The organism is Litoribrevibacter albus (genome assembly GCF_030159995.1).
In the GTDB taxonomy this organism is placed as follows: domain Bacteria; phylum Pseudomonadota; class Gammaproteobacteria; order Pseudomonadales; family Litoribrevibacteraceae; genus Litoribrevibacter; species Litoribrevibacter albus.
Genome location: NZ_BSNM01000014.1, coordinates 18,735 through 33,712, shown reverse-complemented (window position 1 = coordinate 33,712; position 14,978 = coordinate 18,735). Strand labels below are relative to the sequence as shown.

Genomic DNA, 14,978 nt, shown 5'->3' with positions numbered 1-14,978 from the left:
TAAAGCTATGAGTACCGATACTGCACTTGATAGTGGCCGAGCTAAAGATAGTGAACAAGCACAACAAGGCACGAAATCCGTAAGCACAGAGCCACTCCGATTTGTTACTGCTGCCTCATTGTTTGACGGACACGATGCGGCCATTAACATCATGCGCCGGTTGATCCAGGCCCGTGGTGTTGAGGTCATTCACCTTGGCCACAACCGAAGCGTTGATGACATTCTCACTGCTGCCATTGAAGAAGACGCCGACGCCATCGCCATCAGTTCCTATCAAGGCGGTCATATGGAGTTTTTCAAATACTTACACGATCAGTTGGCGGAACTAGACACATCCCATATCCGTATTTTTGGCGGTGGTGGTGGAACCATCACCCCACAAGAAATTGAAGAACTCCACAATTACGGCATTGAACGGGTTTACCACCCACAAGACGGTTTATCGATGGGGCTGGAGAAGATGATTGACGACGTCATCGAGCGCACCCAATCAGCCAAACAGAATCGACTCGCTAAGCTGTTGCCTTACACAACGAAACATCAAGCGATTCAAAACCTAATATCACGCACTAAAGACGCCCCACTCGATAAAGCACACAAACTAACCATCAGCCAGACACTCAGTGCGTTGGAAAATCACACTTTGTCTGGCGAAGAACTTGTGACGCTTAAAGAGCAGCTTCAGCAAGGGTTTCCTGCCGCACCTGTGATTGGAATTACCGGCACTGGCGGCGCGGGGAAATCATCTCTAACGGATGAGCTACTGAATCGATTCTGCGAGCAACTGCCCGATAAAAAAATTGCCATCTTAGCCATTGATCCAACCCGTAGACGCTCCGGAGGTGCACTGCTGGGAGATCGGATTCGGATGAACAGTCTTCGAGCCGACAACCTCTACATGCGTTCAATGGCGACACGACGTCAGAACCTCGCAACCAGTGCCCTGCTTTCTGACGCTATAGACCTTTTAAAACATTCGGGATTCGATCTGGTGATCATCGAAACCGCTGGTATTGGTCAAAGTGATTCGGAGATTGTCGATCTGGTGGATATCGCCACGTATGTCATGACCAGCGAATTTGGTGCAGCCAGCCAACTTGAGAAAATCGACATGCTCGATTTTGCCGACGTCATCGTCATCAACAAGTTTGAACGTAAAGGTTCCCAAGATGCGCTACGTGATGTGAGAAAACAATACCGGCGCAACCATAATGAATTCACGCTTCCCGATGAAGCTCTTCCTGTTCATGCGACGATTGCGAGCCAATTTAACGATCCCGGCGTCAACCATTTGTTCGCAACACTCTGCGAACGCTTATCCAAGATGACCCAAGAAAATGGGATTAAAACAAGTTGGCCTCATAAAATGGAGGGTACAGCAACCCTACCTAAAGGACTCGCGCTAATCCCGGGCGAACGTGTCCGTTATTTGTCTGAAATCGCACAACAAGGTCGGGATACCAAACAGGCGATTCAGCATAAAGCCGCCGCTGCCAGAAAAGTAAAAGAATATTATTCCTGCCTGACCTTGCTGGATGATCCTCAGCGCCCTGAGTGTTTGTCGGCCTATACGGAACAACAACTTCAATCCACCGACCAAAGCAACCCGTCGATTCAAACGATCCGAGACGCCTATCAGGAGGCGTTAAATCAACTTTCAAGCCAAGAAATTTACGGACTAAAAAACTGGGATGCGTTAATCGAGGGCGTTCAAAAAGAACAATACGATTACCAAGTCAGAGACAACAAGGTTACGGGTAACAACTACCTGACATCGCTGTCGGGCAATGCTATTCCCAAAGTCGCTGCTCCGGACTATCAGGACTGGGGCGAACGTTTAAGCTTTTTGCTAAGAGAAAATTTGCCCGGTTATTACCCCTTCACAGCCGGGGTATTCCCCTACCGCCGCACAGGTGAAGATCCAATTCGCATGTTTGCCGGCGAAGGCACGCCAGAACGAACCAATCGGCGTTTTCACTACATAGCGGAAGGCCAACCGGCGACCCGCCTTTCAACGGCATTTGATTCAGTAACCCTGTATGGACACAATCCTGACCCCAGACCCGATATCTATGGCAAGGTTGGTAACTCAGGCGTTTCGATTTCAAATCTGGACGACATGAAAAAGCTCTATTCGGGCTTTGACCTTTGTGCGCCCACCACCTCGGTTTCAATGACCATCAATGGTCCTGCTCCGATCATCCTCGCATTTTTTGTCAATGCGGCCATTGATCAACAGGTGGAAAAATACATCACCGAAAATGACCTATGGACAGAGGTGGATCGACAACTTCAAGACCTCTTCAAAGATCAAAAAAGACCTGAATACCAAGGTGCCCTGCCGTCCAACAATGATGGCCTCGGTTTGGCACTGTTGGGTGTAACCGGTGATCAAGTCATTGATCAAGCGACCTATCAACAAATCAAAGCGGATACGCTGAAGAAAATTCGAGGAACCGTTCAGGCCGATATTCTGAAAGAAGACCAGGCCCAAAATACCTGCATATTCTCCACCGAATTTGCCATGCAAATGATGGGCGATATTCAACAGTATTTCATCGACCATCAGGTACGAAACTTCTACAGCGTTTCGATCTCCGGCTATCACATTGCCGAAGCAGGCGCTAATCCGATCAGCCAACTGGCATTTACACTGGCGAACGGCTTTACCATCGTCGAATATTATCTGTCGCGAGGCATGGCCATCGATGACTTTGCGCCAAATCTCAGCTTCTTCTTCAGTAATGGTATGGACCCGGAATACGCAGTCATTGGCCGGGTGGCCCGTCGGATCTGGGCCAGAGCCATGAAAGAGCGCTACGGTGCATCCGAGCGCTCTCAAAAGCTCAAATATCACATTCAAACTTCAGGTCGATCACTCCACGCGCAAGAGATTCAATTCAATGACATTCGTACAACACTGCAAGCCTTGTATGCCTTACTGGATAACTGCAACAGCTTGCATACCAATGCCTATGACGAAGCAATCACCACTCCGACCGAAGAGTCCGTCCGCAGGGCCGTTGCCATTCAACTTATCATCAACAAAGAGCTGGGACTGAACTATTGCGAGAATGCGCTGCAAGGTTCCTACCTGATTAATCAGTTAACGGATCTTGTCGAAGAAGCCGTATTTAAAGAATTTGATGCGTTAACCGAACGTGGGGGCGTGCTTGGCGCGATGGATACCATGTATCAGCGCTCGAAGATCCAGGACGAATCAATGCTTTACGAGCACAGGAAACACGATGGTTCCCTCCCTTTGATCGGCGTGAATACCTTCTTATCTCAGCAGGACCAGCAAGAAAACCTCTCATCCATTGAATTAATGCGTTCGACAGATGAAGAAAAAGAACAGCAAATTCAACAATTGGCCGCGTTCCATCAACGGCACCTAACCGACAAAGAAAAGGCGCTGAATGAATTGAAAGCCGCAGCAAAATCAAAGCAAAACAGTTTTGAGTGTTTGTTGAATACGGTTAAGTGCGCCAGCCTGGGCGAGATCTGCGACGCATTATTCAGTGTCGGAGGTGAATACCGAAGAAACATGTAAATCAACAGATTGAGGATAGAAACCTAATAGTTCTCTTCCAACCAGAAAGGGGTTAGCGCATCGTCACCTAACCACTTTCTGACTTCATCCGACATTGGGTAGTCAATATCAATGATGGTGCGATTACGCAGATTGGCCCGAGTCACAATATCATCAAAATGCTTTCTGAATAGCTGCCGATAGCTTCCGTCTTGCAAAACTAACAGTAAGCCCTTCTCAAAGCGCTCTTTCAAATAGTCATTATCTTTGTGAAACCAATAGAAGACTTGAAACGGATAACGAAGCGCCAGATGCTTCTCAACAATCAAGCCTTTGGTTTGATCGGATTGGGCCTGAAGTTCATTCCACGCTTCATGCAAACCACGATGAAAATAATCAAAACGATCATGTTTCAACATGGTCAGAAGTACTTTGGTATTGGCAGCGCCAACCACGGGCAAATCATTCAGACCAAAGACTTTGAAATCCCCCCACTGGCTACCAAAGCCACCAGTGAAAGATCGTAAATCCTCAATCGTTTTCACCTTTTTAAAGCGCTCTACATCCGTCTCTCGAATAAGGAATACTCGATACCCAAGCATTCCGGCATGAATATCAAAAGGAATAAAATCAAAATTTGAAATCAAAGCGTCTTTAGGCGGGAGATACAATAAGTCGATGCGTTTCATTTTAAGTAACTCAATGCATCGGTTTTGACTTACGCCAGCTTCTTCTTTTCGAAATCGAATGAGTTGACTCTCACCATAATGACTTGCCGTTTTACTCAGGATCAAGTTTGCCAGGTCAATTCGAAAGCCATATTTGGCTTGTTCGATCTGACACACCCGAACCACACCTGCCTCACCCATGTCTGACAGAACCTCATTTGAATGCGCTTCTGTAGAAAGCACAGTAGACGAGAACAAGATCAGAATTGATAGCAATAGGGTAAACGTCACAAGTAACCTCAGCAATACAAGTGGTCATCCAAAATCATAAATCTTTGGACCAACCTCTTGTATTGTAGACTGAGGCTCAGGCAGCTCCAAAAACTTATGTCTTTAAATAGGATAGCTGGTGTTCGACACTGTCCATTTGAGATTGTAATTGATCACTGATATCCGAACTTTTCTTGCCCAATTCGGAAAGCGCACTTGATGCTTCACTCAAGATCGTTAGATTTCGATTGATCTCTTCACTCACAGAGCTTTGCTCTTCCGCCGCAGTCGCCACCTGGGTAATATGATCAGAAATCAGAACGATGTCTTTAGCGACCCCCTGAAGCGACTCATAAGAGAGCTGTGTACGTTCCATCGCGTTCTGCGCTTTTGAGGTACCGTCACCAATAATCGCAACCGCTGAATTCACCTCGCCTTGTAAGCTCTGAATCATCTCGTTGATTTCTTCCGTCGACGCTTGGGTTTTAGAGGCCAACGAGCGAACTTCATCGGCAACTACCGCAAAGCCACGCCCCTGCTCTCCAGCCCTTGCTGCCTCGATAGCGGCATTAAGAGCCAGCAAATTAGTTTGTTCTGCAATCGCTCGAATCACATCCAGGATTTGATGAATCTCATTACTCCGTGCGGCCACCTGAGAAATGGAATCACTGGCTTTTCGCATGTCCTCAGTCAGCGACTGAACCATATCCACTGAACTCGATAATGACTGGGTTGAGGTTTGAATTTCACTGGACGCATTATTGGCATTTTCAGAAGCTTCTGTAGCAAATCGGGATACTTCATGGGCAGTCGCAGACATTTGATTGGTTGCTGTCACTACATTGCTAATTTCATGTAGTTGCTGACTGGTCTCATGATCCGCTCGCTCACTCACTTCCTTACTGTCAGAAGACAAGACTCGGGCATTGGCACTAACCACTTTTAGCTGACTGATCATATTACGCAGCTTTTCAATAAATTGATTAACGCTTCCGCTCAGTTCAATTAATTCTGCATGGGTATCCAGTTTGATTTCCTGGGTGAGATCACCATCAGCACTCGCAAGATAGCGCATTGCCCGATTGAGCTGTCCGATAGGACGGGTAATAGAAGCGATCAAAAACACCATCCCCACCAGTCCTGCAATGCCCACTATGATGGAAATGATCGTTTGCTGAGAAATAATCGACGCTACCTGACCTTCAATGAACTCGGTTAACTCATGTTCCGCAGCTAATGCGGCCTCCACCGGTACTTCAATCAACACCGACCAGGTGGTATTTGATGCGTTAATAACGATCGGATAGCCTACAAGGAACATTCCATCTTTAATTAGCACCGAGTTGTTTTTATAGACCGATAGAAGATCGTCCGAATAATTAGGATGTGATTCTTTCAAAGGACGGCTTAATTTATCTTTGTAATGACTTGAGCTGACAACGAAGCCCATCGAACTCAACACGGTCACTCGACCTTGACCATCAAACAAACTATGACTGAGCTCTTCGGTCATTTTTTGGAACACAGGGAGATTCACATCTACACCGACCAAGCCTTTAAATTTGCCATCAGTAACGATCGGCGACGTAAGACTGGTCATCATTTCTGAATAGCCTTCAGAAATTTCATATAAATAGGGTTCCATTGCACAGGGCGTTTTGGAGTCTTTGGCACACAAGTACCATTCAGCCTCACGAATACCAAATTCATTCTTGGTGTCCGCATATTTCTCACTGGAGTCTTCCACTTGCTGTTGTTCTAACGAACCATCGGAATTCCGAACCCAGTAAATTTCAAGAGAGCCGGTACTTTGAACACTATGAAGTTGGCCAGTATTCATATACATGCCATCCATCTGATCATAGGCATTAGGTTCGAACTGAGAATACATCGAACCGATCTGAGGGTTTCTGGCCAAAACGGATGACACCAACTGATTTACTTGATCACGATCAAACGCGATATTCTCAGGTGACATACTGTCCTCAAGAATTTTCGAGACGGATTGAGGTAATTGATACGCCCGATTAATAAAGCCACCCACCTTTTGTGCGAACGTGGACGCTTCTGATCTCAGTCGAGCTTGGATCTGGTTCTCCATGACTTCACTGGTTTGAGCAACAATATCTTCCTTGAGACTGAGTAATACACGCCCAAGGTTGGCACCCAGGATTAAAATAATTGAAACAAGTAAAATAATGACGGTCGCTAATAACTTCTTCTTCAGCGACATTTCTTTGATTGATCCCACAGGCCACCTCTTCCTTCGACCGATACCTTGTTGTCTTCGCTAGCAAAGTCTTTAAAAATAAAGCCTTCAAAAACAAGCTTTTCCTACTTCTCGATTAGATGATATCGGCCTTAATCTGGAATTCCTTAGAACTGAACAGTATGAATTATGTAAAGCAATGCCACTCATCACGAACTAAAACCCGTCTTATTCATGAAGATGTATCTACCGACGGAGCGCTTTGTAGTACACTTTCCAGCTTTATTTTATAAGACGGTTACAGACACTGTTTTTTGAAAGTTGATTCATGGTCTACTCTGCATAGACCATTAAACTCTGAGTCAGACGACAGCGAATAAAAACAGCTGAATAAACTGCAGTAGCCAAAAGTGAATTAACGAAACGAACTTGAATGTAAATGGAGAAAGCCTATGCCATCGTTTGATGTGGTATCTGAAATTAATATGCATGAGCTCACCAATGCTGTGGACCAAGCCAACCGAGAGCTTGCAACCCGATTTGATTTCAGAGGCGTAGACGCAAAATTTGAAGTGAAGGATGGCATCATCACCACTTACGCTAACGCGGAATTTCAACTGAATCAAATGGAAGACATACTGCGTAGCAAAATGGTGAAGCGTGGCGTTGATACTGGATCACTGGAAATCAATGACCCGGAAGGCGCTGGAAAACAAGTTCGTCAAAGCATTAAAGTCCGAGAAGGTCTAGAAGCTGAACATACTCGTAAAATTGTTAAGTTAATTAAAGACAGCAAAGTTAAAGTTCAAGCAGCAGTTCAAGGTGATAAAGTTCGCGTCACAGGAAAGAAAAGAGACGATTTACAAGAGACAATGGCACTGCTTCGCGAAGCAAATGTAGGCATGCCACTGCAATTTAATAATTTCAGAGACTAACCAGCTGAATTATAAGAATAATCGGACCTATTTTGCGGTATTTTGGTTTACTTCGTCGGTTTTAACGAAAGCAATTAAAAACTATGGCAGAAACAAACTAAAATAATCCATTGATATTTTCAGGATACCTCTTCTAAAACGCTAGAAAGTTCCTGTATACTGTCGCGCAAATTTTTTCGAACAAAAAAGATTCGTAGAAGACCCTATAACTTAATAGAGTAATAAAATGACTGATTTATCTAAATACAGAAATATCGGTATTTTCGCGCACGTAGATGCGGGTAAAACCACGACAACTGAGCGTATCCTGAAGCTTACCGGTAAAATCCATAAAACTGGTGAAGTACATGATGGCGAATCAACAACCGACTTCATGGAACAGGAAGCTGAGCGTGGTATTACTATTCAGTCAGCTGCTGTAAGCTGTTTCTGGAATGATCACCGTCTAAACGTTATTGATACTCCGGGACACGTTGACTTCACTGTTGAAGTATATCGTTCTCTTAAAGTTCTTGACGGTGGTATCGGTGTATTCTGTGGTTCTGGTGGTGTTGAACCTCAGTCAGAAACTAACTGGCGTTATGCGAACGAATCAGAAGTTGCTCGTATCATCTTCGTAAACAAACTAGACCGTATCGGTGCTGACTTCCTACGCGTTGTTGGTCAGGTTGAGAAAGTGTTGGGTGCTAACCCTCTAGTTATGACACTTCCAATCGGTCGTGAAGATACTTTCTCTGGTGTTGTAGACGTTCTTACCAAACAAGCTTACGTTTGGGACGAAACTGGTCTTCCAGAAAACTACGAAATCAAAGACATCCCAGAAGATATGGTTGATCAGGTAGAAGAATACCGTGAGAAACTAATCGAAACTGCACTTGAGCAAGACGAAGATCTAATGATGGAATACCTTGAAGAAGGTGTTGAGCCATCAATCGATCAAATCAAAGCATGTATCCGTAAAGGTACTCGTGACCTTGCGTTCTTCCCAACGTTCTGTGGTTCTGCTTTCAAAAACAAAGGTATGCAACTTGTTCTTGACGCTGTTGTTGATTACCTACCAGCACCGACTGAAGTTGATCCTCAGCCGCTTACTGACAAAGAAACTGGTGAGCCTACTGGTGAAGTTGCAACGGTTTCTGCAGACGAGCCACTACGTGCACTTGCGTTTAAGATCATGGACGACCGTTTCGGCGCCCTAACCTTTATCCGTGTTTACTCTGGTGTAATGAAGAAAGGCGACACTGTTCTTAACTCTTACACTGGCAAAACAGAGCGTATCGGCCGCATGGTAGAAATGCAGGCGGACGAGCGTACTGAACTTGATTCAGCACAAGCGGGTGACATCATCGCGGTTGTTGGTATGAAGAACGTTCAGACTGGTCACACTCTATGTGATCCTAAGCACGAATGTACTCTTGAGCCAATGATCTTCCCTGAGCCAGTAATCTCTATTGCTGTTACTCCTAAGGACAAAGGTTCTACTGAGAAGATGGGTGTTGCTATCGGTAAGATGGTTGCAGAAGATCCATCATTCGTTGTTGAGACTGACCAAGAATCAGGCGAAACAATCCTTAAAGGGATGGGTGAACTTCACCTAGACATTAAAGTAGACATCTTGAAGCGTACTTACGGCGTTGAGCTAGAAGTAGGTAAACCTCAGGTTGCTTACCGTGAAACAATCACGGCTCCACTTGAAGATTCTTACACGCATAAGAAGCAATCTGGTGGTTCTGGTCAGTTCGGTAAAATCGACTACCGCATCAAACCAGGTGAAGTTGGTTCTGGCTTCAAGTTCGAATCTACTGTTGTTGGTGGTAACGTACCTAAAGAATTCTGGCCTGCAGTTGAAGCTGGCTTCAAGCGCATGATGGAAGAAGGTCCATTGGCTGGTTACCCTGTTCTTGACGTTGAAGTTGAGCTATTCGACGGTAACTACCACCCAGTTGACTCGTCTGCAGTAGCATTCGAAATCGCTGCTCGTGGCGCATTCCGTCAATCTATGCCAAAAGCTGGCCCTCAACTTCTTGAGCCAATCATGAAAGTTGACGTGTTCACTCCAGAAGACAACGTAGGTGACGTGATCGGTGACTTGAACCGTCGTCGCGGTATGATTAAAGACCAAGAAGCTGGCACTACTGGTGTTCGCATCAAGGCTGACGTTCCTCTTTCTGAAATGTTCGGCTACATTGGTCACCTTCGTACTATTACTTCTGGTCGTGGTCAGTTCTCTATGGAGTTCTCACACTACGCACCATGTCCTGCAAACGTTGCAGAAGAAGTAATCGCAGAAGCGAAAGCACGTAAAGAAGCGAAGTAATTCGTTCCTTTCATAAAAAACCCGGCCATGCGCCGGGTTTTTTATTGCCTGAGAAAAGTTAATCAAACGATGACTTCCACCTAAACAAGAAAAGAGAATTTAATGTCCTAATGTTTTTGAAAACACATTCATCACAATAACACCGGAAATAATTAGCCCGATTCCCACCAAGGCCGCAAAATCCAGCTTTTGGTCATACACAAACCACCCTACCAGAGTGATCAATGCCACACCTAACCCAGACCAGATAGCATAAGATACACCCATTGGGATACTACGCAGAGTTAGCGCCAACAAGTAAAACGCAATACCGTATCCAATAATAACGACCACAGATGGCCCCAACTTAGTAAAACCATCACTTTGCTTTAAAGCCGACGTCGCAATCACTTCCGACACAATCGCAACACAAAGGAAAATCCAGTTTTTCATTGAAGACCCCTCTAAGACTATTTGATTTTGATGGAAGGCAGTTTCGGTTTGAATGGGAGTTTGATCAATTCAGGAACCTTCAGTGGAATAATCCGTCGGATGAGATCAATTAAATAATGAAGATAGTTGGTACGCTTAAACCACAGGACTTTCGAAATTTGTTCTTTGGTTGGCCGGTAGCCCTCCTCGATCAACTCATGAACTCGTTCCTTGTTGTCGGTGCGGTTAAAGGACGTTAAATCCAAAGAAATCACAACATCCGCTTTTTTGATTTGCTCTCGTGTTTTTTGATCCATACAAATATCAATGGCATTACTGACCACATCGAGCATGCCGTCAGGCACAGGATAATGTTTCACACCGTTTAGATTCACAGCCACGGAAATACCGGCCCCTAAATCCCCCAGAAGAGATACAGGGACATTTTCAACTATACCGCCATCCACCAATTTACGCCCATTGATCTCAACCGGCGCAAATAATCCTGGTACGGCCACTGAGGCACATACGGCATCCGCCAAAGACCCTTTCTCAAAAGCAACCTGTTCACCCGTTACAATGTCGGTGGTACAAATAGCCAAAGGGATGAGCGCATCTTCAATCTGAACATCCCCCAGATCTCGAATGATCATTTCACGAACAGCGCTGGTCGTGAAAAAGCCGCCTGTTTTTTTCCAACTGAAGCTGGTGATGGACTTGAAAGTGAGCTGCTCACCCACCGCTGTTATTTCTTCAATGCTTTTACCAAACGCATAATAAGCAGCGACCAATGAGCCAATGCTGGTACCTGAGAGATATGAGATTTTCAAGCCTTCTTCTTCAAAGGCCTTTAACACGCCAATGTGAGCAACGCCTTTTGCTGCACCGCCTCCTAATGCTAATCCAACGGAGGTATTGAAAGGATTCCAACGCATAGTTCCCTGAACCTACTATTTAAAATAGGAACAACCCTATGACTCAGCCGAGAGGAAATCAAGGATTTCCTCTCGGCGCCTCAAGCCTTATTAATCCGATGACCAGTAGAAATTACTGAGCGATAAACTCATCAATGACTTGCTGGACTCGCCCCGAGCTTTTCATCTGGTTCAGCACCGCATGAAACTTCTCTTTAAACGTGTCTTTGTAGGGGAACTTCGAGCCATCAGTTGCAAAGCCTAGGAAGCCTTGTTCAGAACTAATCACAGCCCCTTTCTTAACTGACAGGCCGTTATATTTCCCCTGATTCTGCAGCGCCTTCAACTCCCACTGAATCGACAAGCCATCATTCATGTAGCAATCAATCCGACCAGCAATCAACTTGAGCAAGTTCTTGGACGTTCCTTTTGTTTCCTCCACTTTAATATCGCCGCGTTTTACTGCCTGCCAAAAAGCATCACCACCGGCAGCAAACCCGGAATTATTGCCTATCGTGAGGCCATAGTAATCGTCAGGCCATTTTGTTCGTGGCGTCGACAAAACCTTCTCATGACAGAAAACAACCAATTGCTCATCAAGAATCGGCTCCTCATATTCCATATAAGGACGTTCTTTCACTCGTTTATACGGAGGGTAAAGCGCAAAAATCTTGCCTTGCTCAATCTCCTTCAGCCCGCGTTTCCACGGATAACCTTCAATCGAAACACGATACTCAGGCATTTGCTGGAAAATTTCCTGTAAGACAACCGTATAAATGCCCGTCATCTTCCCTTTATCTTTAAAAGAATATGGCGGATACGCATCATCCCCATAGATTGAGACCTGAGTTTGAGCCTGCACTCCCAAGCTAATCAACACGCAAAGCACAGCAATTAGCGTTTTCATTGGTTTCTCCTGCCATTATTTCAAACAACGAATAGATTGAGTCTAGGTCAGTTTTTAAAAACAGGTTACATCATTGAAACATCAATATTCATTGCACAAAAACGGCAACTGAGAGTTTCAAAACTCCGCCTAAATGAAAGCATTCCTTTTTCTATAGTTAAGACACTTAATTCAGAGGAGAACTACCATGACGCCCAAACACGCTTGGACACTCATTCTGATTGCCCTACTTCCCTCCTTCGCATTTGCAGCCAAGCTCCTTGAAGTCGATATGACGGTTGATAATTCTCAGCGCCAAAAATCGAGTTTTAAGTCCGTCGACAAAATGATCGATCAATTTCAAAATGATTCCATTCGAGACATCTTTCCATCCTATGTCGATAACGTCACTCAGGTAGATGCCAACGTAAACTATCGTGGTTTACCTATGGGATTAAATTTCGCTCTGAACAGTACAACACTTCAATTCTCTATCCCTTCGCTGAACATCAATGAAAACTTTGATGGACAGGGGGATCGGGAACGCGCGTTAAGATTACTTGAAGAGTATCTGAAAGGTAATGGTGGCGAGACGGCAAATCGCATCAATCGAGAACTCATCAAGATTTCCCCTACCAGTCCCATTGCCGGAAATCCTGCAAGCCTGATGAACAGCATGGTTGATAATGCCTTCTACTCTGGCACAGGATTCAAAAAAGCGCCGGTAAACATAGCCGCCGGGGAAATGGCCGAAGAGAACAAAATCGGCATTGGAATTGATTACGCAAAATACGACCAGGCAGGCTACGATACCGACGTTTGGAACATTCCAATCAGCTACTCCTGGACTGACAAAAGCGGCCAAAGCCTGACCATAAAAGCGCCAATCAGCTATATCGATCAGGAAGGATCTGAAACCTACAAGGCAAGGCTTGGCGCGTCTTACCAGTACCCGGTTAACGAGCATTGGATTGTCACTCCCGTGTTTGATTACGGGATTATTGCGTCAGAAGACTTATATGATGGAGGTCAGATCATTTCAGGCTCCATCACAAGCCTTTTTACATTCGACTCAACCAAGTTTTTCTCAAAAGAAATCTCAATCAGCATCGGCAATATGTTCGGACAGTATGAAACCATGGAACTGTCAGTTGATGACTATGAAGTGGACCCGGATCAGGAGAATACTGTCTACAAACATGGAATTTTCGTAGATACCATAGTGAACCTAATGGACACCCCGCTGAACTTTGAGTACATCATCACCAATGCCCGATACAAAGGCGATGACGTTTATGCGGATAATATCAGTGAATTTGGACTTTCGATCAAACCGGCATATGCTTCAAGCCGAGACAACTCAATGGGATTAACCTTATTGTATCTCCGAAGCCCACACGCCGAAGATATTTCAGGGTTTCAAAGCAAACTCTTTTACTCTTTCTGACACAGACTCCAAGCCAAAGGTGCTTACCTTTGGCTAAACCTCTTCCATACTTCCAAGGCTAAGGCTTTTATGCCCCGAAAGGGGTCATTTTCAATACCTTTATTAAATGTATATTCAATAACAATGTTTTTTCACGACGCGAATGGGGTATTGTGACTACCTGCCTAACGTTTTTGTAGTCACACATAATAATTATAAAAGTTAAAATAAAGGCAAAGCTCATGAAACCCTCCTCTTTTCATTATGACAAGAGAGGATCTGACGCATCACCTATAGGGCCGATGTCTGTTGATTCCGGTAATCATCAGCACAGTACCTTGACCGTGCCCGTTGCTCAGATCAAACCCCTTGTAAAGTTTCTGGTATCGGAAGGATGCTCTCTGCAAGCATTACTCTCTGGAACAGGTATTACCTTTGAACAGCTAACGGTTCATGACCATCAACTCCCTCTATGGGCGTACATTGAGCTTACATCCAACGCCCGAAGACTCTGTAAAAACCCAACTTATGCGTTAATCCTTGGCAAGCAATTCTTCATCAACCACGACAGCATTCTTGCTTGTCGCACCATGAGCAGCACTCATGCATTAGCCGCCATGCAGTTACTGATTCAATACCAACACTTATTTACGCCTTTGTTGGAGTTGAACCTGGAAACAAATGAAGATCAAAGCATCTTTTCAATCGAAGAGAAAATTCCATTACACGACGCCCTTCCCCATGTGCTTGAGTACAACATCTCCGTGTTGTATTCCCTGGGTAAATTTTGTCTGGGCCAGAATCACTATCCGGTAGAAATTGAATTCACCCACGATAACCCTGGGCAAGCAAAGGAATTCGAGAACTTCTTTGAAAATCCGGTTAGATTCGGTTGTCCGGAAAACAGAGTCATTATCCCGACCGAAACTCTGGCTCAACCCATCATTTTTCAGAATGAAAAGACGGCCCTTACGAATGACCACTTATGCCGCCAATACACTAAACCTGAATCAAAAGATGAGTGGGTGCTTCAAAAGGTCAAACAAACCATCCGAAACATGCCGTTTACAGACGTTTCAATGGAGAACCTCAGCCGACAACTCTACATGAGTACTCGCAGCCTCAGGCGCCATCTTCATAATCACGGGGTGTCTTTTAAAGCGCTTTTTGAGAATGAGAGAAAACGGGTTGCCATGAAACGCGTACAAAAGCACGACATATCCATTGAGTCGTTGGCTGAAGAATTAGGCTATCAAAACGCCGCCAGTTTTAGCCGGGCTTTTAAACGATGGTTTGGTGTTGCGCCAAACCATTACAAACAAGAAGCTCGCAATAAAGATACAAACACTTAACTGGTTTACCAATACTTACAAGATTGGCCGCTAAAGTAGTTTGCCTGACCGCTTCGGT

Annotated in this window: 10 protein-coding genes; 5 read left to right on the top strand and 5 right to left on the bottom strand. The window is 44.9% G+C overall.

The features are described from left to right. The first annotated feature begins 7 nt into the window (after nucleotides 1–7). Nucleotides 8–3,553 (top strand): methylmalonyl-CoA mutase family protein, encoded by a 3,546-nt coding sequence (locus QQL66_RS10340; RefSeq protein ID WP_284381222.1) that lies wholly within the window; start codon nucleotides 8–10, stop codon nucleotides 3,551–3,553. A gap of 23 nt (nucleotides 3,554–3,576) precedes the next feature. On the opposite strand, the gene QQL66_RS10335 is transcribed toward QQL66_RS10340, so the two are convergent. Continuing rightward, on the bottom strand, nucleotides 3,577–4,491 hold the full coding sequence (locus QQL66_RS10335) for a hypothetical protein (RefSeq protein ID WP_284381220.1): 915 nt from the start codon (nucleotides 4,489–4,491) through the stop codon (nucleotides 3,577–3,579). Between the two features lie 94 nt (nucleotides 4,492–4,585). Then, entirely contained in the window at nucleotides 4,586–6,721 is a 2,136-nt protein-coding gene (locus tag QQL66_RS10330) for a methyl-accepting chemotaxis protein (protein WP_284381218.1), read from the bottom strand. Nucleotides 6,722–7,131: 410 nt separating this feature from the next. Here QQL66_RS10330 and QQL66_RS10325 point away from each other — a divergent pair, with 410 nt between their 5' ends. Further along, on the top strand, nucleotides 7,132–7,614 hold the full coding sequence (locus QQL66_RS10325) for a YajQ family cyclic di-GMP-binding protein (RefSeq protein ID WP_284381216.1): 483 nt from the start codon (nucleotides 7,132–7,134) through the stop codon (nucleotides 7,612–7,614). 226 nt (nucleotides 7,615–7,840) lie between these two features. Beyond that, nucleotides 7,841–9,931 carry an elongation factor G gene (gene fusA, locus QQL66_RS10320; protein WP_284381215.1) on the top strand — a complete coding sequence of 697 codons (2,091 nt, stop codon included), beginning with the start codon at nucleotides 7,841–7,843 and terminating at the stop codon, nucleotides 9,929–9,931. 99 nt (nucleotides 9,932–10,030) lie between these two features. On the opposite strand, the gene QQL66_RS10315 is transcribed toward fusA, so the two are convergent. The 3 genes from QQL66_RS10315 to QQL66_RS10305 all read right to left on the bottom strand — a co-directional run bounded on the left by QQL66_RS10315 (nucleotide 10,031) and on the right by QQL66_RS10305 (nucleotide 12,163). Continuing rightward, the gene (locus tag QQL66_RS10315) at nucleotides 10,031–10,363 is read right to left on the bottom strand and encodes a DMT family transporter (RefSeq protein WP_284381213.1); all 333 of its coding nucleotides are present in this window, start codon (nucleotides 10,361–10,363) and stop codon (nucleotides 10,031–10,033) included. 17 nt (nucleotides 10,364–10,380) lie between these two features. Then, nucleotides 10,381–11,277, bottom strand: a complete 897-nt coding sequence (locus tag QQL66_RS10310) for a patatin-like phospholipase family protein (protein ID WP_284381211.1) — start codon at nucleotides 11,275–11,277, stop codon at nucleotides 10,381–10,383. A gap of 112 nt (nucleotides 11,278–11,389) precedes the next feature. Beyond that, nucleotides 11,390–12,163 (bottom strand): substrate-binding periplasmic protein, encoded by a 774-nt coding sequence (locus QQL66_RS10305; protein ID WP_284381210.1) that lies wholly within the window; start codon nucleotides 12,161–12,163, stop codon nucleotides 11,390–11,392. 187 nt (nucleotides 12,164–12,350) lie between these two features. Here QQL66_RS10305 and QQL66_RS10300 point away from each other — a divergent pair, with 187 nt between their 5' ends. Then, nucleotides 12,351–13,589: a hypothetical protein gene (locus QQL66_RS10300; protein ID WP_284381209.1), complete on the top strand. Its 1,239-nt coding sequence runs from the start codon at nucleotides 12,351–12,353 to the stop codon at nucleotides 13,587–13,589. A 221-nt stretch (nucleotides 13,590–13,810) separates the two neighbouring features. After that, nucleotides 13,811–14,920, top strand: a complete 1,110-nt coding sequence (locus tag QQL66_RS10295) for an AraC family transcriptional regulator (protein WP_284381208.1) — start codon at nucleotides 13,811–13,813, stop codon at nucleotides 14,918–14,920. Nucleotides 14,921–14,978: the final 58 nt, after the last annotated feature.